The organism is Modestobacter sp. SYSU DS0290 (assembly GCF_054050955.1).
The window spans coordinates 1-20,812 of sequence record NZ_JBJHAI010000034.1 but is presented as its reverse complement, the minus strand read 5'-3'; the positions used below and the strand labels follow the sequence as shown (position 1 = coordinate 20,812).

Sequence of the window (20,812 nt, the reverse complement as noted above, 5' to 3'; positions counted from 1 at the left end):
GTTGCTCCTGGCTCACGGTGCGCGGTGAGCCAGGAGCAACCACCGCGAGCCAGGACGGCGGGGGCGGCCCCGGTGTCTCAGCCCTGGCTCGCCGGGGACCCGCACCCGCCCGAGCGCTGTGCGCTGGGTGCTCGTTGCGCCGGGGAGATGGGCACCAGGCGCACATCGCCCGGCACCCCGGGCACCAGGCGCACATCGCCCGGCACCCCCGGGCGCCGGGCCGCAGCAGTCAGCGGGTGGCGGCCTCGCGGGCGGGGGCGGCCTCGACGGGCAGCTCCGACGCCGGGCCGCGGACCGCCCAGACCAGGCGCGCAACGTAGCCGGTGATGAGCACCGCGCCGGCCATGTGCAGCAGCACCAGCACGATCGGCAGCTGGGTGAAGTACTGGACGTAGCCGACGACGCCCTGCAGCAGCTCCACGATCAGCAGGTCGCGGGCAGCGCGCCGCACCCGGCCCGGGGAGTCGGTGGCGTACAGCGCCACGAGCAGCGCGACGGTCAGGCCGATCAGCAGGAAGACGGCGTCGGCGTGCAGCTGGCTCATCAGCGCCGGGTCGAAGCCGGTCCGGCCGGCCTCCGGGTCACCGCTGTGCGGGCCGCTGCCGGTGACCACCGTGCCCAGGACCAGCACCAGTCCGGTGACGGCGGCGACGCCGTGCACCAGCAGAGCGAACGGACGGCGCACGACGAGCTGGCCGACGCCGGGCTCCCGGGACCGCAGCCACAGCGTGGTGGTGAGCGCCACGAGGACGATCGACACGAGGAAGTGCGCCGCGACCGTGTAGGGGTTCAGGCCCGTGAGCACGGTGATCCCACCGACCACCCCCTGCGCGGGGATGCCCAGGAAGCCCAGTACGGCCAGCCGTCGCAGGTCACGGCGGCTGGACCGGAAGACGGCGATCAGGGTGGCGGCCGCGATCGCCACCAGCACGAAGGTCAGCAGGCGGTTGCCGAACTCGATGACGCCGTGGGCGGCGAGCTCCGGGGTCGTGGTGAAGCTGTCCTCGGTGCACCGGGGCCAGGTGGGGCAGCCCAGGCCCGAGCCCGTCAGCCGGACGATCCCGCCGGTGAGCACGATCAGGCCGTTGGCGACGACGCTGGCCAGCGCCAGCCGGGAGACCGTCGAGTTGCGCACCCGCGAGGGAAGAACTGACACGCTCCCGATGCTATCCGTGTCGGTGCCCCCACCGGCCCGGCTCGAACGGCCCGCCGGTGCCCCGCCTGCCCCGTCACCCCGGCCGACCGCTGATCAGGCCGTCGAGGTGCAGAGCGCCAGGTGCGGGTAGGTGAGCACCGCCACATCGACACGAGAGGCGGCCATCGACAGATGAGCAGCGGTTTCCCGGGCGGTCCCTTCGGCGGCAGCCCCTTCGACGACTTCTTCCAGGCGTTCCTCGGCCCCGGGGCACGCCGCGGGATGCAGCGGGTGGACATCACCCAGCTGCTGAGCTCCCACTCCCGCGAGGTGGTCTCCGCGGCGGCGCACCAGGCCGCCGAGTGGGGCAGCCCCGACCTGGACACCGCCCACCTGCTGTGGGCCCTGGCCGGGCACGAGCCCACCCGCACCCTGCTGGCCCGCAGCGGCGCGGACGCCGACGGCCTGCGGGACGCCCTGGCAGCGCAGCTGCGGAGCGGTGAGCCGACCGGGCAGCCGCCGGCGCTGACCCCGGCGGCGAAGCGGGCGCTGCTGGACGCGCACCAGGTCTCCCGCGCCAGCGGCTCCACCTACATCGGCCCCGAGCACCTGCTGTTCGCGCTGTCCCTGAACCCGGAGTCCGGCGCGGGCCGGGTGCTGGGGAGCGCCCGGGTGACCCCCGAGGGCCTGCAGCAGGCGGCGGCGGGCGGGCCCGTCCCGGCCGGCGGTGCCGGTGGGGGAGAGCAGCCGCCGTCGAACACCCCCACCCTCGACGAGTACGGCCGCGACCTCACCGCGCTGGCCCGGGACGGGAGGATCGACCCGGTCATCGGCCGAGCCCAGGAGATCGAGCAGACCATCGAGGTGCTCTCCCGGCGGAACAAGAACAACCCGGTGCTCATCGGCGAGGCCGGCGTCGGCAAGACCGCGATCGTGGAGGGCATCGCCCTGCAGATCGTGGACGGCGACGTCCCGGAGTCGCTGCGCGACCGCCGGCTGGTCGAGCTGGACCTGACCGGCCTGGTCGCCGGCACCCGCTACCGCGGTGACTTCGAGGAGCGGCTGAAGAAGGTGATGGACGAGATCCGCGAGCACAGCGACGAGGTGATCGTCTTCATCGACGAGCTGCACACCGTCGTGGCGGCCGGCGGCTCGGAGGGCTCGGCGGGTGCGGGCAACATGCTGAAGCCGGCCCTGGCCCGCGGTGAGCTGCACATCGTCGGCGCCACGACGCTGGACGAGTACCGGCGCAGCATCGAGAAGGACCCGGCCCTGGAGCGGCGCTTCCAGCCGGTCCTGGTGCCCGAGCCCAGCGTGCTGGACACCGTCGAGATCCTGCGCGGGCTGCGCGACCGGTACGAGGCGCACCACCAGGTGCGGTTCACCGACGAGGCGCTGGTCGCCGCTGCGGAGCTGTCCGACCGGTACGTCACCGACCGGCACCTGCCGGACAAGGCGATCGACCTGATCGACCAGGCCGGCGCCCGCACCCGGCTGCGGGTGCGGCGGCCGACCACGGACCTGCGTGCGCTGGAGCAGCGCGTCCAGGAGCTGCAGCGGGAGAAGGACCAGGCCGTCGCAGCCGAGCAGTACGAGCGGGCCTCCTCGCTGCGGGACGAGTGCCAGGCGGCGCAGGCCGAGCTGGAGCGGGCCCGCTCCGGCGGGGGCGCCGGGATCCCGGAGGTGGGCGTGCCGGAGATCGCCGAGGTGGTCTCCCGGGCGACGGGCGTGCCGGTGTCCCAGCTCACCGAGGAGGAGCGCGACCGGCTGCTGCGGCTGGAGGACGTGCTGCACGAGCGGGTCATCGGGCAGGACGAGGCGGTCGGGGTGGTCGCCGAGGCCATCCGGCGTTCGCGCGCCGGCCTGGGCGACCCGGACCGGCCGATCGGCAGCTTCCTGTTCCTCGGCCCGACCGGCGTCGGCAAGACCGAGCTGGCCCGGGCGCTGGCGGAGGCGCTGTTCGGTGACTCCGACCGGATGATCCGGCTGGACATGAGCGAGTTCCAGGAGCGGCACACGGTCAGCCGGCTGGTGGGCTCGCCCCCCGGCTACGTGGGCTACGAGGACGCCGGCCAGCTCACCGAGGCGGTCCGCCGCCGGCCCTACTCGGTGGTGCTCTTCGACGAGGTCGAGAAGGCGCACCCGGACGTGTTCAACACGCTGCTGCAGCTGCTGGACGACGGCCGGCTCACCGACTCCCAGGGGCGGACGGTCGACTTCACCAACACGGTGGTGGTCATGACCAGCAACCTGGGGTCGGAGGCGATCGTCAACAACGCCGGCCCGCTGGGGTTCACCGGCAACGAGGGTGGCCGCAACGACGTGCGCGACGCGGTGCTGCGGCGGCTGAAGGACGCCTTCCGGCCGGAGTTCCTCAACCGGATCGACGAGATCGTCGTCTTCCGTCAGCTGGAGGCCGAGCAGCTGGCCCGGATCACCGACCTGCTGCTGGACGAGACCCGGCGCCGGCTCAGCGCCCAGGACATCGCCATCGAGGTGACCCCGGAGGCGGTCTCCTGGCTGGCCGAGCGTGGGTTCGAGCGGCAGTTCGGTGCCCGGCCGCTGCGCCGCGCGATCCAGCGGGACGTGGACAACCAGCTGTCCCGGATGCTGCTCGGTGGCCAGCTGGGCGCCGGTCAGCGGGTCCGGGTCGGTGTGGTGGACGGCGCGCTGGACTTCGCCGTCGCCGACGTCGAGCCGAACACCGTGGCCGCGGCTGAGAGCGAGGCCACGGCCGGGGTGTGACCCGCCTCTCGGGAGGCCCGCAGGTAAGGGCGACCTTGCTTGCGGGCCTCCCGATTAAGCACACAATCGTGTTGTGGAATCCGTTGCGACCCGTGTCCCGACCCCGGCTCCGGCCGGCGCCGGGGCCGCGTCGTCGGCTGGGTCGGGGTCGTCCGCGGGCGAGGACGGGCGCACCCGCAACCGGGTGAGCGCGCTACTGCTCGAGCACGGCCCGCAGTCGGCCGCCGAGCTGGCCGCCCGGTTGGGGATCTCCCCGGCCGCCGTCCGCCGGCACCTGGACGGCCTGCTGGCCGCCGGGCGCGTCACCGAGCGCGAGGCGCCCGCAGGGCGCCGGGGTCGTGGTCGCCCGGCCCGCCGGTTCGCCCTCACCGAGGCCGGCCGGGCGTCGTTCCCGCACGCCTACGACGACCTGGCGCTCACCGCGCTGCGCTTCGTCGCCGCTTCCGGTGGCCCCGAGGCGGTGCGGGAGGTCGCCGAGCAGCAGCTCGCCGGGCTGGAGGAGCGCTGCTCCGCCGCCGTCGAGCAGGCGCAGCGGGACGCCGCCGGGCCGGTGGACCGGGCCGAGGTGGTCGCCGCCGCGCTCACCACCGAGGGCTACGCCGCCCTGGCGCTGTCCCTGGGCGGGGCCGGCGCCTCCACTGGCGAGCAGCTCTGCCAGCACCACTGCCCGGTGGCCCACGTGGCCGCCGAGTTCCCGCAGCTGTGCGAGGCTGAGACGGCGGTGATCAGCCGGTTGGTCGGCACCCACGTGCAGCGGCTGGCCACCATCGCCCACGGGGACGGCGTCTGCACGACCCACATACCCGCCCGTCCACCCCAGGACCCCGCCCGAACCACAGCAGCCACCCAGCGCGGCGGGAACAAAGCCACCCCGGCACGCCCTGTACCTGCTGGTCGCGCCGCAGCCGGGACGGCTGGCGCCAGCACTCGATCCACCCCCTCGATCGACCGGGAGAGGACCCCCGCATGACCAGCACCCAGCAGCCGGTGACCAGTGCACCGATGACGCAGGACGAGACGATCGACGCGCTCGGCCGCTACAAGTACGGCTGGGCCGACGCCGACACCGCCGGCGCCTCGGCCACCCGTGGCATCAACGAGGACGTCGTCCGCGACATCTCGCGCCGCAAGAACGAGCCCGAGTGGATGCTCGAGCGCCGGCTCAAGGCGCTGAAGATCTTCGGCAAGAAGCCCATGCCCGACTGGGGCTCGGACCTCTCCGGCATCGACTTCCAGAACATCAAGTACTTCGTGCGCTCCACCGAGGCCCAGGCCACCACCTGGGACGAGCTGCCCGACGACATCAAGAACACCTACGACAAGCTGGGCATCCCCGAGGCGGAGAAGCAGCGGCTGGTCGCCGGCGTCGCGGCGCAGTACGAGTCCGAGGTCGTCTACCACAAGATCCGGGAGGACCTCGAGGAGCAGGGTGTCCTGTTCCTGGACACCGACACGGCGCTGCGCGAGCACCCGGACCTGTTCCGCGAGTACTTCGGCTCGGTGATCCCCTCCGGGGACAACAAGTTCGCCGCGCTGAACACCGCCGTGTGGTCCGGTGGCTCCTTCATCTACGTGCCGCCGGGCGTGCACGTGGAGATCCCGCTGCAGGCCTACTTCCGGATCAACACCGAGAACATGGGCCAGTTCGAGCGGACCCTCATGATCATCGACGAGGGCGCCTACGTGCACTACGTCGAGGGCTGCACCGCGCCGATCTACAAGACCGACTCGCTGCACTCCGCGGTCGTCGAGATCATCGTGAAGAAGAACGCGCGCTGCCGGTACACGACCATCCAGAACTGGTCGAACAACGTCTACAACCTGGTCACCAAGCGGGCCGTGGCCCACGAGGGCGCGACCATGGAGTGGGTCGACGGCAACATCGGCTCCAAGGTGACGATGAAGTACCCGGCCGTGTGGATGACCGGCGAGCACGCCAAGGGCGAGGTCATGTCCATCGCCTTCGCCGGCGAGGGCCAGCACCAGGACGCCGGCGCCAAGATGGTGCACGCCGCACCGCACACCTCCTCGACCATCGTGTCGAAGTCGGTGGCCCGGGGCGGCGGCCGCACCTCCTACCGCGGCCTGGTGCAGGTCGACGAGGGCGCCTACGGCTCCAAGTCGACGGTGAAGTGCGACGCGCTGCTGGTCGACACGATCAGCCGGTCGGACACGTACCCCTACGTCGACGTGCGCGAGGACGACGTCGCGATGGGCCACGAGGCGACCGTCTCCCGGGTCAGCGAGGACCAGCTCTTCTACCTGATGAGCCGCGGTCTGTCCGAGGACGAGGCGATGGCGATGGTCGTGCGCGGCTTCGTCGAGCCGATCGCCCGGGAGCTGCCGATGGAGTACGCCCTCGAGCTGAACCGCCTGATCGAGCTGCAGATGGAAGGTGCCGTCGGCTGATGTCGAGCCCCGACACGAACAACACCACGACCACCGCCGACGAGCTCGGGCCCGAGGCGCTGGCGGCGGCCGAGACCTCGCAGCTAGCCGGGGAGCTCTTCGCGCCCGGCGTGGGTGCGCAGGCCGGTCCGCCGACCACCCCGGCGGCCGGCACCGGCTCCGCCGGCGACACGCCCCCCGGGTCGCACTCGCACGGCGGCCCGGCCCCGACCGGTTCGCCGGCGGAGCGGTTCACCTCCACCGACCCCGACGCCTTCGGCGTCGTGACCGGCCGGGAGGAGGAGTGGCGCTTCACCCCGATGCGCCGCATCCGCCCGCTGCTGGACGGCGCGCCGTCGGAGGCGCAGCTGACCTGGTCGACCGACCTCCCCGAGGGCGTCGAGCTGACCCGCGTCGAGGCCGACGACCCGCTGCTCAAGGGCCTGCCCGAGCCGGTCGACCGGCTCGCGGCGCTCACCCGCCAGCGCAGCGGTGGCGCGGCCGTCGTCCGGATCGCCAAGGAGGCCGTGCTCGACCGCCCGGTCACCCTCGGCCTGGCCGGGAACGGTACCGACGAGGTCGTGTGGGGCCAGCTGGTCGTCGAGGTCGGCGCGTTCGCGCAGGCCACCGTGGTGCTGGACCACAGCGGTCTGGCCCGCTACGCCGGCAGCGTCTCCTTCCTGCTCGGCGACGGGGCGCAGGTCACCGTCGTCTCGGTGCAGGACTGGGCCCCGGGCGCGGTGCACGGCGCGCAGTACGACTCCGTCATCGGCCGGGACGCCAGCCTCAAGCAGGTCGCGGTGACCCTCGGCGGTGACCTCGTCCGGCTGGTGAACAACGTGCAGTACGCCGGCCCCGGCGGCTCGGTCGACATGCTCGGGGTCTACTTCGCCGACGAGACCCAGCACCAGGAGCACCGGCTCTGGGTCGACCACGCGACGCCCAACTGCTCCAGCAACGTCGTCTACAAGGGCGGCCTGCAGGGGGAGAAGGCGCACACCGTGTGGGTCGGCGACGTCCGGATCCGCCCCGCGGCCACCGGCACCGACACCTACGAGCTCAACCGCAACCTGGTGCTCACCGACGGCGCCCGCGCCGACTCGGTGCCGAACCTGGAGATCGAGACCGGTGAGATCGTCGGCGCCGGCCACGCCAGCGCCACCGGCCGGTTCGACGACGAGCAGCTGTTCTACCTCTGCTCCCGCGGCATCGACGCCGAGACCGCCCGCCGTCTGGTGGTCCGCGGCTTCTTCGCCGACGTCGTCCAGCAGATCGGCCTGCCCGAGCTGCAGGACCGGCTGATGGGCACCATCGAGCGGCGCCTCGGTGCCCTGCCCGACCTGGACGACCAGCCGGTCGAGGTGGCCTGAGATGGCCTTCGCGCGCGTCTGCGGCCGGTCCGAGGTGCCCGAGGACGGCGCACTGCGGATCGAGCTGGCCGACGTCGACGTGGCGGTCGTGGACTTCGACGGTGAGCTGTTCGCCATCGAGGACCGCTGCTCCCACGCCGACATCCCGCTGACCGAGGGTGACATCGAGGAGGTCGACGGCGCACCCACCATCGAGTGCGCGCTGCACGGCTCCTGCTTCGACCTGCGCACCGGTCAGCCCACCAACCTGCCGGCCACCGAGCCGGTCCCCGTCTACCCGGTCCGGGTGGAGGGCGACGACGTCCTGATCGACGTCGACGCCCCCCTCGCCGCGGCCAACTGACCAAGGAGCGAGAACACCCGTGACCAGCCCCACCGCGACCCCGTCCGCCACCGGCCTGCAGGCCGGCAGCGTGCTCGAGATCCGCGACCTGCACGTCACCGTCGGCGAGGGTGCCGAGGCCAAGGAGATCCTCCGCGGCGTCGACCTGACCGTCCGCGGCGGCGAGACCCACGCGATCATGGGCCCCAACGGGTCGGGCAAGTCGACCCTGGCCTACTCGATCGCCGGGCACCCCAAGTACACGATCACCGGTGGCACGGTGACCCTCGACGGCGAGGACGTCCTCGCGATGAGCGTCGACGAGCGCGCCCGGGCCGGCCTGTTCCTGGCCATGCAGTACCCGGTCGAGGTCCCCGGCGTGTCGGTGTCGAACTTCCTCCGCACCGCGGCCACCGCCGTCACCGGCCAGGCGCCGAAGCTGCGCACCTGGGTCAAGGACGTGCGCACCGAGATGGAGAACCTCGAGATGGACTCGGCGTTCGCCGAGCGCAACGTCAACGAGGGCTTCTCCGGCGGTGAGAAGAAGCGCCACGAGATCCTGCAGATGCGTCTGCTCAAGCCGAAGATGGCCATTCTCGACGAGACCGACTCCGGCCTGGACGTCGACGCGCTGCGGATCGTCTCCGAGGGTGTCAACCGGGCCAAGGCCGACAGCCCGGTCGGCGTCCTGCTGATCACGCACTACACGCGGATCCTGCGCTACATCAAGCCCGACTTCGTGCACGTCTTCGTCGCCGGCCGGGTCGTCGAGGAGGGCGGCCCGGAGCTGGCCGAGAAGCTGGAGAACGAGGGCTACGCCGCCTACGTCAAGGACTCCAACGAGCAGGCCGCAGCGGAGGCCCAGCAGTCATGACCCAGACCGCCTCGCGTCCCGCCGGGGCGCAGAAGCTGCCCCTGCCGCTGGACGTCGAGGCGATCCGGGCGGACTTCCCGATCCTGTCCCGCACGGTGCGCGACGGGCGCCGGCTGGTCTACCTCGACTCCGGGGCGACGTCGCAGAAGCCGCGCTCGGTGCTCGACGCCGAGCGTGACTTCTACGAGAACCACAACGCCGCCCCGCACCGCGGCGCGCACCAGCTCGCCGAGGAGGCCACCGGCCTCTACGAGGCGGCGCGGGCGAAGGTGGCCGCCTTCATCGGCGCCCCCGAGCGCGAGGTCGTCTTCACCCGCAACAGCACCGAGTCGATCAACCTGGTCGCCTATGCGCTGAGCAACGCGGCGACGGCGAAGGAGCCGGAGTTCCGCCGGTACGCCGTCGGGCAGGGCGACGAGATCGTCGTCACCGAGATGGAGCACCACGCCAACCTGCTGCCCTGGCAGCAGCTGTGCGAGCGCACCGGGGCGACCCTGCGCTGGCTCGGGCTCACCGACGACGGCCGGTTGGACCTCGCCGACCTCGACACCGTGGTCAACGAGCGGACCAAGCTGGTCGCGGTCACCCAGCAGTCGAACATCCTCGGCACGATCAACCCGCTCGAGGGGATCATCGCCCGGGCGCACGAGGTCGGCGCCCTGGTGCTGGTGGACGGCGCCCAGTCGGTGCCGCACCAGCCGGTCGACGTCACCGCCCTCGGCGCGGACTTCCTGGTGTTCTCCGGACACAAGATGCTCGGCCCCACCGGCGTCGGCGTGCTGTGGGGGCGGTACGAGGTGCTCGACGCGCTGCCGCCCTTCCTCACCGGCGGCTCGATGATCGAGGTCGTGCGGATGGAGGGCAGCACGTTCATGCCCCCGCCGCAGCGCTTCGAGGCCGGCGTCCCGATGACCGCGCAGGTCATCGGCCTCGGTGCCGCCGTGGAGTACCTCGAGCGGCTGGGCATGGACAAGGTGCTGGCGCACGAGGAGGCGCTCACCGAGTACGCCCTGGCGCAGCTGCAGGCGATCCCCGGCGTCACCGTGATCGGCCCGCCGGACACGGTCGCCCGGGGCGGGGCGATCAGCTTCACCGTCGAGGGCATCCACCCGCACGACGTCGGGCAGGTCCTCGACGACCTCGGCGTCGAGGTACGGGTGGGCCACCACTGCGCCTGGCCGGTGGTCCGCCGTTACGGCGTGCCGGCCACCACCCGCGCCACCTTCTACGTGCACACCGGCTACGACGACGTCGACGCGCTCGTCGACGCCGTCCGGGAAGCCCAGCGCTTCTTCGGCGTTGCACCCTCCGAGAGCAACGAGGGAGCGGCGAGCTGATGCAGCTGGAGTCGATGTACCAGGACATCATCCTGGACCACTACCGGAACCCGCACGGGCGCGGTCTGCGCGACCCGTTCGACGCCGAGGTGCACCACGTCAACCCGACGTGCGGTGACGAGGTGACCCTGCGGGTGCACCTCGAGGGCGACACCATCGCCGACGTCTCCTACGAGGGGATGGGCTGCTCGATCAGCCAGGCGTCGGTGTCGGCCATGTACGACCTGGTGCTCGGCAAGCCGGTGCCCGAGGCACTGGCCACCGGCGAGCACTTCATGACGCTGATGCAGAGCAAGGGCGACTCGGCCGTGGCCGAGCAGCTGGAGGACGAGCTGGAGGACGCCATCGCGTTCGCCGGCGTCTCCAAGTACCCGGCGCGGGTCAAGTGCGCGCTGATGAGCTGGATGGCGCTGAAGGACGCGAGCGCCCGCGCGCTGTCCGCAGCCCCGACCGAGGGAGTGAACCGATGAGCGAGACCACCGAGCCGGCTCCGGCCGAGGGCATCTACGGCGGCAAGTCCGCGCTGCTGGAGGACGTCGAGGAGGCCATGCGCGACGTCGTCGACCCCGAGCTGGGTGTCAACGTGGTCGACCTGGGCCTCGTCTACGGCCTCGACGTCGACACCGAGTCCAACGTGGCCATCATCGACATGACGCTGACCTCGGCGGCCTGCCCGCTGACCGACGTCATCGAGGACCAGGCCCGCCAGGCGCTGACCGGCGGCCCCGGCCCCGGCCTGGTCGACGACATCCGGATCAACTGGGTCTGGATGCCGCCGTGGGGCCCGGACAAGATCACCGACGACGGCCGCGAGCAGCTGCGGGCCCTGGGCTTCCGGGTCTGACCGCACCGCGTCCCGATGAGGGCCCGCACCCCTGAGGGGTGCGGGCCCTCATCCCGTCCGGGGTCAGTCGCAGCCCACGGGCGGCTCGGCCAGCGGCCACGCCTCCACCGCGCCGGAGTCGGCCACCAGGTAGGCCGAGCGCGGGTCGTCGCCGGGCGGCAGCCAGAGCTCCATGCCCTCCTCGTTGCCGAAGCCGGTCGGGACCGCGTCGCCGGGCACGGTCGCCCCGCCGTCGAACGCGGCCGCGAGGGCGGGGGAGACGACTCCCTCGGGATCCCGGACGAACTGGAGCCGCTCACCCGTGCCCGGCGGCCAGGCCATGCGCAGGAAGAGGGCCTGTTCCCACTCGCAGTGCTCCTCGCCGCGGTACAGGTGCAGCTCCTCCTGGCTGAGCGGCCCCTCGTCGTCCTCCCACACACCGAGGAAGGGTGAGTCCGCTCCGCCGCAGGCGCTGATGCCGGCCGCCACCACGGCGATCAGCACAGCGGCGCAGGTCCGTCCCCGCGGGTCCACCCGGCCAGCATGACCCATCGCGCGATCGCATCGGCCCGGACCGTGCGTGCAGTCGCTGTAGCGACTGGCGTCAGCGCAGGTCGGCGACGCGAGCCAGGGCCGCCCGGGCCTTCGCCCGCCGCTCCTCGTAGACCGCGCCGGCGGCGAGCAGGACGGCGCCCGCCGTACCCACCGCGAGCAGACCGGTCAGCGGCAGGTGGGCGACCACCCGGCCCAGGGCCACCGCGGTCAGCGAGGCCGCGCCCGTCACCAGCGGAGCCTGCACCTGCCATCGGCTCCCGGCCACCGCGACCACCGTCGCGGCCAGCACCACCAGCACGAGCCGCAGCACCTCGGGCTCGGTGATCGCCAGCCAGACCGACGGGACGAAGGCCACGACCAGCCCCGGCCCCCAGGCGGGCCAGGAGGCGCCGGTGGCCAGCCGTCGCCCTGAGTACAGCCACAGCACCGTCGCGGCCGGCAGCGTGTAGGCCTCCGGCACGCCGGTGCCGGCCTCCGCGGCCGCCAACCACGCCGCGCCGACCAGTGCGGCACACCCACCGGCCCGGACAGGGGACCGGTCGGTGACCGTGCCGGAGGCGGTGAAGCCCGCGCCGACCACGGCCAGCCCGACGGCCAGACCGGACAGGTGCCCGATGCGGGCCAGGTGCACCACCCCGACGGCGGCCACCGCGGCAGCCGACCAGGTCAGCGGCAGCTCCGAGCGGTGCCCGCGCAGCGCGGTGGCGCTGCCCAGGGCGAGCAGGCTCAGCAGCACGAGCAGCTGACCGGCCGGGGTGGACCCGAGGCTGCCGTCGGCCTCGGCCAGGAGCACGGCCGCGGCCAGGCAGCCCACCGCGACCGGCAGCGCCCCGGGGCGGTCGGTCGGCTGCCGGGCGGCGACCACCACCGCCGGGACGGCGGCGACGGCGAGCAGCGCGGCGAGCGCCGACCAGTGCCCCGAGTCGAGCAGCTGCACGACGGCCGTTCCGGTGAGCACCCCGGCGGTGGCCAGCCCCGTGGGGCGGAGCAGGGCCGACGGCTCGGGGGAGGCCACCGCGCCGATCACCGCCGCGAGCGCCAGGCCCAGGTACCCGCTGGCCAGCACCCCGACCACCCCGGTGGCCTGCAGCAGCCCGGCGACGGCGGCCCCGGCCACCAGCCCGGCGAGCACCGGCACCGCCGCCCGGGGGCCGAGCAGCGACCGCAGGGTCCGCCGGCGGCGCAGGGCGAGCAGCGCGCCGGCCGCCAGCAGCATCAGTGCCGACGGCGCCAGGGCGGTGGTGACCGAGTCCGTCGTCCAGACCAGCGCGGAGCCCTCGACGACGCCGGTCGCCCACCAGGCGGCCGCCGTCACCAGGGTGACCACCGCGACCGCCCGGCGGGCGGCGAACGTGACCGCCATCCCCGCGACAGCGGTGGCCAGCACGGCGGAGGCGTGCGGGGCCAGGGACAGCCCGGAGCCGGTCAGCCCGCTGAGCACGGCTCCCTGGGCGGCGCCCCAGGCGGCGATCGGCCAGGTCAGCGTCGTCCGGCCGATCAAGCCGAGGACGGCGAACACCGCGGCGAGCAGGGCGAGCAGGACCGCGGTCGGGCCGCCGGGGCCATCCCCGGCCGACCACGCACCCACCGCGGCGAGCACCACCGCGGCGGAGGCGAGCGCCTCCTCGCTGCTGCGCAGACCCCGGCGGCCGGCCCGCAGCGAGCCCAGGGTCGCGGCGACGGTCAGCAGGGTGACCACCAGCAGGCCCGGGACCGACCCGGCGTCGGTGAGTGACGCGGCGCCCGCGGCGACCACGGCGACCGCGCCGGCCCCGAGGAGCACCTGCTGGGGGGCGACGTCGCCGCTGCCCCGCTCCGCCGGCGCGGACGGTGGCGGGAGCGGCCGGCCCAGCGGGGGTGGGTAGTCGACCTCCGGCCTCGGCACGGTGGTCCTCCTCCCGCTGGCGTCTCTCGCGGCCACGCTACGGCCGCGTCGGCCCGCCCGCGGGGTGAGGCAGGTGGGGTGAGTGACGCGGAGGTCACCCGGGAAAGGGGTCGGCCGATGGCGGTCGAGCGCCTACCATGGCATCAGTGATCACGACGACCGGCCTCGAGCTGCGCGCCGGCGCCCGGATCCTCATCAGCGACGCCGATCTGCGGGTCCAGCCCGGTGACCGCATCGGGCTGGTCGGGCGCAACGGTGCCGGCAAGACCACCACCCTCACCACCCTCGCCGGGGAGCGCGTCCCGCACGCCGGCAAGGTCGAGGTGACCGGTGAGCTCGGGTACCTCCCGCAGGACCCCCGCAGCGGCGACCTGGACATCACCGCCAGCGACCGGGTGCTCTCCGGCCGCGGGCTCGACGTCCTCAAGGCGCAGCTGACCAAGGCGCAGGTCGCGATGGCCGAGCCCGCCGACGACGCCGAGCGCGACCGCGCGGTGCGCCGCTACGGCCGGCTGGAGGACCAGTTCGCCGCGATGGGCGGGTACGCCGCCGAGTCCGACGCCGCGCGGATCTGCTCGAACCTCGGCCTCCCGGACCGGATCCTGGCCCAGCCGCTGCGCACCCTCTCCGGTGGCCAGCGCCGCCGGGTGGAGCTGGCCCGGATCCTCTTCTCCGACGCCGACACGCTGCTGCTCGACGAGCCGACCAACCACCTCGACGCCGACTCGATCACCTGGCTCAAGGGGTACCTGGCCAGCCACCGGGCCGGTCTGGTGGTGATCAGCCACGACGTCGAGCTGCTGGAGGCCGTGGTCAACAAGGTCTGGCACCTGGACGCCAACCGGGCCACCGTCGACGTCTACAACCTCGGCTGGAAGCGGTACCTGGACGCCCGGGAGACCGACGAGCGCCGCCGCAAGTCCGAGCGCGCCAACGCCGAGAAGAAGATCGACGCGCTGACCAGCCAGGCGGACAAGATGCGCGCCAAGGCGACCAAGGCCAAGGCCGCGCAGAGCATGGACAAGCGCGCGGCCCGGCTGGCCGCGGGCCTGGCCGAGGTGCGGGTGCAGGACAAGGTCGCCAAGCTGCGCTTCCCGACCCCCGCCGCCTGCGGGAAGACCCCGCTGACGGCCGAGGGGATCAGCAAGACCTACGGCTCGCTGGAGATCTTCACCGGCGTCGACCTGGCCATCGACCGCGGCACCCGGGTGGTCGTGCTGGGCTTCAACGGCGCGGGCAAGACCACCCTGCTGCGGATGCTCGCCGGCACCGAGACACCCGACACCGGCGAGGTCAAGGCCGGGCACGGGCTCCGGGTGGGCTACTACGCCCAGGAGCACGAGACGCTGGACATGGACCGCACGCTGCTGGAGAACATGCGGTCCTCCGCCCCGGACAGCACCGACACCGAGCTGCGCCGGATCCTCGGCGCCTTCCTCTTCTCCGGCGACGCGGTCGACCAGCGCACCGGCACGCTCTCCGGCGGTGAGCGCACCCGGCTGGCGATGGCCACCCTGGTCGTCTCCGGCGCCAACGTGCTGCTGCTCGACGAGCCGACCAACAACCTCGACCCGGCCAGCCGGGAGCAGGTGCTCGAGGCGCTGCGCACCTACGGCGGCGCGATCGTGCTCGTGACGCACGACGAGGGCGCGGTCCGGGCGCTGAACCCGGACAAGGTGATCATCCTGCCGGACGGCACCGAGGACACCTGGAGCGAGGACCTGGCCGACCTGGTCTCGCTGGCCTGACGCCGCGGGAGCATCGCAGGGAGCGCCAGCGACCGAGGAGCGGATCGCGGCGCGCCTTCAGGTCCTGGTCTCGCTCGCGTAACGGCCCACCCCTCGTCAGCCGGGCCCACGCGGCGCTGACCTGCGGCGCCGCCGAACTCGGCCGTGCGCGGTCTTGTTGCGGTGGCCGACCTCCGCCGGGTGGGTGATCATCGGTTCTGGGACGCCGAGGTCACCGGGACACGGCGCCGGGGGATCAGCGGGAACCACCGACTGCGTCGGCGGACCCCTGACACGGAGGGGAGTCATGGCCGACTCGAGCACTGCGGACCTGACCAAGGGCAAGCGGATCACCGGCGACGACCGGAACTCGCTCGCCGACGAGCTGCGCGCCCGGTACGACGGCGGGGAGAGCATCCGGTCGCTGGCCAGCTCGACCAACCGCTCCTACGGGTTCGTGCACCGGCTGCTCTCGGAGTCGGGGGCCACGCTGCGTGGCCGCGGTGGCGCCAACCGGAACGCGAAGAAGTCTGCGTGACGTCGGCCCCGGCACCCGGGGCCGACGCCGACGGATGGGTGCGGACGGCGCGGAACGGCGCCGTCCTCACCGTCACGCTCGACCGCGCCGACCAGCTCAACGCGCAGACACCGGCCACCTGGGCGGCGCTGCGCGCGGTGGGGGAGTCGCTGGACGACGACGTGCGGGTGGTCGTCGTCCGGGGCGCCGGGCGGTCCTTCTCCGCCGGGCTGGACCGGAGCCTGTTCGACCCGGCGGCGACCTCCGGCGGCGGACTCGGCGAGCTCGCGGCGCTGCCCGCCGAGCTGGCCCAGGAGCGGATCCGCGGCTACCAGGCGGGGTTCCGCTGGCTGCGGTCGCCCGGGATCGTCTCGGTTGCCGCGGTGCAGGGGCACGCGATCGGTGCCGGCGCGCAGCTGGCGCTCGCCTGCGACCTGCGGGTGGTCACCGAGGACGCGCAGCTGCGCCTGCCCGAGGCGAGCCTGGGGCTGGTGCCCGACCTCACCGGCACGAGCACCCTGGTCGAGCTGGTCGGCTACAGCCGGGCGGTGGAGATCTGCCTGACCGGGCGGGCGGTGGGCGCGGCCGAGGCGGTCGCCGTCGGCCTGGCCAACCTCGCCGTCCCGGCCGGGGAGCTGGACGCGACGGTGGGAGAGCTGGTCGCGGCCCTGCTGGCGCCGGCCGCCGGGGCCGCGCGGGAGACGCTGGCGCTGCTGCGCTCGGCGGTCCGCAACGGGCCGGAGGCGCAGGACGCCGCCGAACGGGCCGCCCAGGTGCGCCGGCTCCGCGCCCTCGCCGGCCGCTGAGGAACAAGCTCACCCGGGCGCCTGTTGCCCCGCATGATCACGCCGTCACAGCACGGAAGGCGGTGCCGCGGTGGACGGCTCGATGACCTCCATGGCCGCGATGCGGTCGTTCAGCCGGGACTCCTCCGTCACCGCCCGGGAGATCCCGAAGGGCACGGTGCGGCGCATCCTCGCCATCGCCGGGCCGTACCGGCGTGAGCTGATCGCCTTCCTGTCCCTGGTGGTCTTCTCCTCGGTGATCGGGGTGGTCACCCCGCTGCTGGCCGGCGACATCGTCAACCGGATCGCCGGGCTGGACGGCACCGCCGCCGGCGTCGTCCGGATCGCGCTGGTCATCGCCGGCCTGGCCGTGCTGGACGCCGGCAGCTCGCTGGCCCAGCGCTGGTACTCCGCCCGGATCGGCGAGGGCGTCATCTACGACCTGCGCAGCCGGGTGTTCGGCCACGTGCAGCGGATGCCGGTCGCCTTCTTCACCCGCTCGCAGACCGGTGCGCTGGTCAGCCGGCTGAACAACGACGTGATCGGCGCCCAGCGGGCGTTCACCTCCACGCTGTCCGGCATCGTGTCCAACGTGATCGCCCTGGTGCTCACCGCCGGGGTGATGCTGACCCTCTCCTGGCAGATCACCCTGCTGTCGATCGCGATGGTGCCGCTGTTCGTCGTCCCCGCCCAGCGGGTCGGGAAGCGGTTGCAGTCGATCACCCGGGAGTCCTACGGGCTGAACGCGTCGATGAACGCCACGATGACCGAGCGGTTCAACGTCGCCGGGGCGCTGCTGGTCAAGCTGTTCGGCCGGCCCGAGGTCGAGGCGGAGGCATTCCGCGGCCGCGCGGCCCGGGTGCGGGACATCGGCGTGCTGTCGGCGATGTACGGCCGGGCGTTCTTCACCGCGCTCACCCTGGTGGCCGCGCTGGCCACTGCCCTCGTCTACGGGCTGGGCGGGTGGCTGGCGTTCACCGGCTCGCTCTCCGCCGGTGACGTCGTCGCCCTCGCCCTGCTGCTCACCCGGCTCTACGGCCCGCTGACCGCGCTGGCCAACGTGCGGGTCGACGTGATGAGCGCGCTGGTCAGCTTCGACCGGGTGTTCGAGGTGCTCGACCTGCAGCCGATGGTCGCCGAGGCGCCGGACGCAGTGCCGGTGCCCGCCGGCGACCGCTCGGTCGAGTTCGACCGGGTGTCCTTCCACTACCCGGCCGGCTCGGAGGTGTCGCTGGCGTCGCTGGAGGACGTCGCCGTCCCCGAGCACGGCGCGTCGGCCGACGTGCTGCACGAGGTCTCCTTCCGGGCCGAGCCGGGGCAGCTGGTCGCCCTGGTGGGCAGCTCCGGGGCGGGCAAGTCGACGATCGCGGCGCTGGTGTCGCGCCTCTACGACGTCACCGGCGGGGCGGTGCGGGTGGGCGGCGTCGACGTCCGGCAGGCCACCAGCGACTCGCTGCGCGACGCCATCGGCGTGGTCAGCCAGGACGCGCACCTGTTCCACGACACCATCGGCGCCAACCTGCGGTACGCCAAGCCCGACGCGACCGAGGAGGAGCTGTGGTCGGCGCTCACCGGGGCGCGGATCGCGGCGCTGGTGCACTCGCTCCCCGACGGGCTGGACACCGTGGTCGGCGACCGCGGGTACCGGATGTCGGGTGGGGAGAAGCAGCGGCTGGCGATCGCCCGGGTGCTGCTCAAGGCGCCGGGCATCGTGATCCTGGACGAGGCGACCGCGCACCTGGACAGCGAGTCGGAGGTCGCCGTCCAGCACGCGCTGGACACCGCGTTGGCCGGCCGGACGTCGCTGGTGATCGCGCACCGGTTGTCGACCATCCGGAACGCCGACCAGATCCTGGTGGTCGACGACGGCCGGATCGTCCAGCGCGGCACCCACGAGGAGCTGCTCGCGGCCGGTGGCCACTACGCCGACCTGTACCGGACCCAGTTCGCCGACGGCACGCCGCGAGCCGTCGAGGTCGGCTGACGACTAGCGTCACTCCTGAACCACCAGCACCACGTCCCAGGAGTTGAGCGTTGAGCGCAGGCCATCCCCACGACACCCAGATCCGGGCTCTCTACGCCCGCTTCCTGGCCGGGTGGAACCAGCGCAGCGGCGCCACGGTCTCCTCGGTCTTCGCCGACGACGGCGATCTCATCGAGCTCGACGGCACGATCCACAGCGGCCGCCTGCAGATCGCCTCGGACATGCGGCGGCTGTTCGCCGAGCGGGCGACGCCGACGTTCGTCGGGATCGTCCGCTCGCTGCGCCCGTTGAGCGACCACATGGCGGTGCTGTACGCGGTCGCGGGCATGGTCCCGCCCGGGGCGACCGCCCTGGAGCCGGCGCTGCACACCGTGCACTCCCTGGTCGCCTCCGAGGAGGCCGGCCGCTGGCGGATCGCGGTGCTGCAGAGCACCCCGGCCCGCTACGGCGGCCGGGCCGACGTGATCGCCGCCCTGACCGCGGAGCTGGAGGCGGCCCGGCAGGGAGGCGGCTCGTGACCGTGCTGACGTCGGTCGCCGACCTGCTGCGCGGTCCCGCGCCGGTGCTGCTCGACGTCCGCTGGCAGCTGGGGTCGGACACCGGCCGGGACGAGTACCTGGCCGGCCACCTGCCGGGAGCGGTCTTCGTCGACCTGGACACCGAGTTGTCCGCGCCGCCGTCGCCCGCCGCCGGCCGTCACCCGCTGCCCTCGGTGCAGTCACTGCAGTCAGCCGCCCGGCGGTGGGGCATTTCCGCCGGCTCGCGGGTCGTCGTCTACGACGCCGGACCGGGGCTGGCCGCCGCCCGGGCCTGGTGGCTGCTGCGCTGGGCGGGCCTGACCGAGGTCACCCTGCTCGACGGCGGGCTGGCGGCGTGGACCGCGGCCGGCTGCCCGCTCGAGACCGGGCCCGTCCCGGTGCCGGGCGACGTCACCCTCACCGGTGGTGGGATGCCGGTGCTCACCATCGACGAGGCGGCGGCGCTGCCCGGAGACGGGGTGCTGCTCGACGCCCGAGCCGGGGAGCGCTTCCGCGGCGAGGTCGAGCCGATCGACCCCCGCGCCGGCCACGTGCCCGGTGCCGTCAGTGCCCCGACCACGGCGAACGTCGGCCCGGACGGCCGGTTCCTTGCAGCCGCTGTACTGAGGGAGCGGTTCGCCCAGGTCGGCGCCGTGCCGGGGGCGCCGGTCGGGGTCTACTGCGGCTCCGGGATCACCGCCGCGCACGAGGTCGCCGCGCTGGCCCACGCCGGGATCGAGGCGGCGCTGTGGCCGGGCTCGTGGTCCCAGTGGTCGAACGACCCCACCCGCCCGGTGGCCACCGGTTCCTGACCCACCGCCGGGTGGCCACCCGCACCAGGTCGGCGACCGGACGGGACCGACCGATCGGCGGGCAGAAGATCACCGTGCTCACGACCGGCGAATCCAGCCCGGGGACGGCGACGAGGCCGCGGCGCAGGTCGACGCCCACGGGCGCGGCGACGATGACCGTCGTGCGGCTGATCTGCCCTGTCGGTGAGGGGGAGGTCGACGCCAGCTGTGGCACTACTGGGTCTACCCGCCGGACGTGCTGATCTCGCCGTGCAGGACGCCGTCGTCGACGCCGACGTTCAGCTCGGCGCCCGGTAGGTCACCGGGACCGGGGACGAGGGACGGGTCGAAGCAGACGTTGCGCTCGGGCTGGTCCTCGAACCCGGGCGCGAGGCCGTTGACGCACACGCCGTCGGGGGTCTGCACGAGCTTGCCGTCATGGCCGTAGGAGTTGCCGCACTCGTCCATCCACATGAGGCCGGTGGTGTCGTCGTAGTGCACGACACTGGGGTCGGGAGCACCCGGCCAGGTCTCGCCGAACTGGTCGACGCACACGTCGCCTGCGGAGCTGGTGCCCGTGGCGGAGGTGCTGTCGCTGATCTCTGCCGAGCTGTTGGGGGCGGCGGAGCTGGTCGTCGCCGCGGCGCGGCCATCGATCGGTGCGGTGTCCGAGCTGCAGGCGGCGGTGCCGAGGACGACAACGCCGGCGGCGACGAGGACGAGCAGACGGGTGCGGGGCGAGGGCATGGTGCGGTCCTCCAGCTCGGGGGGCGTGTGGTCGTCCGTAGCAGCCGTGGGTCACCATCTCGGGTGGCGGTGCGTCCCCTTCCCACAGGCGACTGCCCCGCCGTTCACGGGCACCCCATCGCATCGGCCTGAACAGCAGGTTCCTGCACGGGCCGTCGAAGGGATCACCACTTCCAGCGAGACCCGTGTTCGGGGTGGGGGGGGGGGGGGGGGGGGGGGGGGGGGGGGGGGGGGGGGGGGGGGGGGGGGGGGGGGGGGGGGGGGGGGGGGGGGGGGGGGGGGGGGGGGGGGGGGGGGGGGGGGGGGGGG

At 73.7% G+C, this 20,812-nt stretch carries 19 protein-coding genes; 15 read left to right on the top strand and 4 right to left on the bottom strand.

Annotated features, from left to right (window positions below; all coding sequences use genetic code 11):
* Positions 1 to 229 precede the first annotated feature (229 nt).
* A complete protein-coding gene (locus tag ACI795_RS18890; protein WP_457077185.1) occupies positions 230 to 1,156 on the bottom strand; it encodes a COX15/CtaA family protein in 927 nt (308 codons plus the stop codon).
* A 171-nt stretch (positions 1,157 to 1,327) separates the two neighbouring features.
* Here ACI795_RS18890 and ACI795_RS18885 point away from each other — a divergent pair, with 171 nt between their 5' ends.
* From ACI795_RS18885 to ACI795_RS18845, 9 genes are all read left to right on the top strand, one after another.
* Positions 1,328 to 3,880: an ATP-dependent Clp protease ATP-binding subunit gene (locus ACI795_RS18885; protein ID WP_457077183.1), complete on the top strand. Its 2,553-nt coding sequence runs from the start codon at positions 1,328 to 1,330 to the stop codon at positions 3,878 to 3,880.
* Between the two features lie 184 nt (positions 3,881 to 4,064).
* Entirely contained in the window at positions 4,065 to 4,850 is a 786-nt protein-coding gene (locus ACI795_RS18880) for a helix-turn-helix transcriptional regulator (protein WP_457077180.1), read from the top strand.
* A complete protein-coding gene (gene sufB / locus ACI795_RS18875; RefSeq protein WP_457077178.1) occupies positions 4,847 to 6,289 on the top strand; it encodes a Fe-S cluster assembly protein SufB in 1,443 nt (480 codons plus the stop codon). The genes ACI795_RS18880 and sufB overlap by 4 nt, the downstream gene beginning before the upstream one ends.
* Positions 6,289 to 7,638, top strand: coding sequence for a Fe-S cluster assembly protein SufD (gene sufD, locus ACI795_RS18870; protein ID WP_457077176.1), 1,350 nt, complete (start codon positions 6,289 to 6,291; stop codon positions 7,636 to 7,638). The genes sufB and sufD overlap by 1 nt, the downstream gene beginning before the upstream one ends.
* Position 7,639: 1 nt before the next feature.
* On the top strand, positions 7,640 to 7,981 hold the full coding sequence (locus tag ACI795_RS18865) for a non-heme iron oxygenase ferredoxin subunit (protein WP_457064266.1): 342 nt from the start codon (positions 7,640 to 7,642) through the stop codon (positions 7,979 to 7,981).
* A 19-nt stretch (positions 7,982 to 8,000) separates the two neighbouring features.
* The gene (sufC, locus tag ACI795_RS18860; protein WP_457077174.1) at positions 8,001 to 8,834 is read left to right on the top strand and encodes a Fe-S cluster assembly ATPase SufC; all 834 of its coding nucleotides are present in this window, start codon (positions 8,001 to 8,003) and stop codon (positions 8,832 to 8,834) included.
* Positions 8,831 to 10,171, top strand: coding sequence for a cysteine desulfurase (locus ACI795_RS18855; RefSeq protein WP_457077172.1), 1,341 nt, complete (start codon positions 8,831 to 8,833; stop codon positions 10,169 to 10,171). Before sufC ends, ACI795_RS18855 begins: the two co-directional genes overlap by 4 nt.
* Entirely contained in the window at positions 10,171 to 10,641 is a 471-nt protein-coding gene (gene sufU, locus ACI795_RS18850; RefSeq protein WP_457077170.1) for a Fe-S cluster assembly sulfur transfer protein SufU, read from the top strand. Before ACI795_RS18855 ends, sufU begins: the two co-directional genes overlap by 1 nt.
* Positions 10,638 to 11,015 carry a metal-sulfur cluster assembly factor gene (locus ACI795_RS18845; RefSeq protein ID WP_457077168.1) on the top strand — a complete coding sequence of 126 codons (378 nt, stop codon included), beginning with the start codon at positions 10,638 to 10,640 and terminating at the stop codon, positions 11,013 to 11,015. The genes sufU and ACI795_RS18845 overlap by 4 nt, the downstream gene beginning before the upstream one ends.
* Before the next feature lie 63 nt (positions 11,016 to 11,078).
* Here the strand turns inward: ACI795_RS18845 and ACI795_RS18840 are convergent, their stop codons facing one another.
* A complete protein-coding gene (locus ACI795_RS18840; RefSeq protein WP_457077166.1) occupies positions 11,079 to 11,528 on the bottom strand; it encodes a hypothetical protein in 450 nt (149 codons plus the stop codon).
* 70 nt (positions 11,529 to 11,598) lie between these two features.
* Positions 11,599 to 13,434, bottom strand: coding sequence for an SCO7613 C-terminal domain-containing membrane protein (locus tag ACI795_RS18835; RefSeq protein WP_457077164.1), 1,836 nt, complete (start codon positions 13,432 to 13,434; stop codon positions 11,599 to 11,601).
* Between the two features lie 146 nt (positions 13,435 to 13,580).
* Here ACI795_RS18835 and ACI795_RS18830 point away from each other — a divergent pair, with 146 nt between their 5' ends.
* From ACI795_RS18830 to ACI795_RS18805, 6 genes are all read left to right on the top strand, one after another.
* Positions 13,581 to 15,182: an ABC-F family ATP-binding cassette domain-containing protein gene (locus ACI795_RS18830; RefSeq protein ID WP_457077162.1), complete on the top strand. Its 1,602-nt coding sequence runs from the start codon at positions 13,581 to 13,583 to the stop codon at positions 15,180 to 15,182.
* A gap of 286 nt (positions 15,183 to 15,468) precedes the next feature.
* Complete coding sequence (locus ACI795_RS18825; protein ID WP_457077160.1) at positions 15,469 to 15,699, top strand: helix-turn-helix domain-containing protein; 231 nt, start codon at positions 15,469 to 15,471, stop codon at positions 15,697 to 15,699.
* Complete coding sequence (locus tag ACI795_RS18820; protein WP_457077158.1) at positions 15,696 to 16,484, top strand: enoyl-CoA hydratase/isomerase family protein; 789 nt, start codon at positions 15,696 to 15,698, stop codon at positions 16,482 to 16,484. The genes ACI795_RS18825 and ACI795_RS18820 overlap by 4 nt, the downstream gene beginning before the upstream one ends.
* A gap of 70 nt (positions 16,485 to 16,554) precedes the next feature.
* Complete coding sequence (locus ACI795_RS18815) at positions 16,555 to 18,447, top strand: ABC transporter ATP-binding protein (RefSeq protein WP_457077156.1); 1,893 nt, start codon at positions 16,555 to 16,557, stop codon at positions 18,445 to 18,447.
* 50 nt (positions 18,448 to 18,497) lie between these two features.
* Positions 18,498 to 18,965, top strand: coding sequence for an SgcJ/EcaC family oxidoreductase (locus ACI795_RS18810; RefSeq protein WP_457077154.1), 468 nt, complete (start codon positions 18,498 to 18,500; stop codon positions 18,963 to 18,965).
* Positions 18,962 to 19,777 carry a sulfurtransferase gene (locus ACI795_RS18805; protein ID WP_457077152.1) on the top strand — a complete coding sequence of 272 codons (816 nt, stop codon included), beginning with the start codon at positions 18,962 to 18,964 and terminating at the stop codon, positions 19,775 to 19,777. The genes ACI795_RS18810 and ACI795_RS18805 overlap by 4 nt, the downstream gene beginning before the upstream one ends.
* Positions 19,778 to 19,999: 222 nt before the next feature.
* Here the strand turns inward: ACI795_RS18805 and ACI795_RS18800 are convergent, their stop codons facing one another.
* The gene (locus tag ACI795_RS18800) at positions 20,000 to 20,503 is read right to left on the bottom strand and encodes a hypothetical protein (RefSeq protein WP_457077150.1); all 504 of its coding nucleotides are present in this window, start codon (positions 20,501 to 20,503) and stop codon (positions 20,000 to 20,002) included.
* Positions 20,504 to 20,812: the final 309 nt, after the last annotated feature.

Coding starts and splice junctions, on each gene's coding strand:
- ACI795_RS18885 (WP_457077183.1), top strand. CDS start 1,328: ATGAGCAGCGGTTTCCCGGGCGGTCCCTTCGGCGGCAGCCCCTTCGAC.
- sufB (WP_457077178.1), top strand. CDS start 4,847: ATGACCAGCACCCAGCAGCCGGTGACCAGTGCACCGATGACGCAGGAC.
- sufD (WP_457077176.1), top strand. CDS start 6,289: ATGTCGAGCCCCGACACGAACAACACCACGACCACCGCCGACGAGCTC.
- ACI795_RS18865 (WP_457064266.1), top strand. CDS start 7,640: ATGGCCTTCGCGCGCGTCTGCGGCCGGTCCGAGGTGCCCGAGGACGGC.
- ACI795_RS18855 (WP_457077172.1), top strand. CDS start 8,831: ATGACCCAGACCGCCTCGCGTCCCGCCGGGGCGCAGAAGCTGCCCCTG.
- sufU (WP_457077170.1), top strand. CDS start 10,171: ATGCAGCTGGAGTCGATGTACCAGGACATCATCCTGGACCACTACCGG.
- ACI795_RS18845 (WP_457077168.1), top strand. CDS start 10,638: ATGAGCGAGACCACCGAGCCGGCTCCGGCCGAGGGCATCTACGGCGGC.
- ACI795_RS18825 (WP_457077160.1), top strand. CDS start 15,469: ATGGCCGACTCGAGCACTGCGGACCTGACCAAGGGCAAGCGGATCACC.
- ACI795_RS18800 (WP_457077150.1), bottom strand. CDS start 20,503: ATGCCCTCGCCCCGCACCCGTCTGCTCGTCCTCGTCGCCGCCGGCGTT.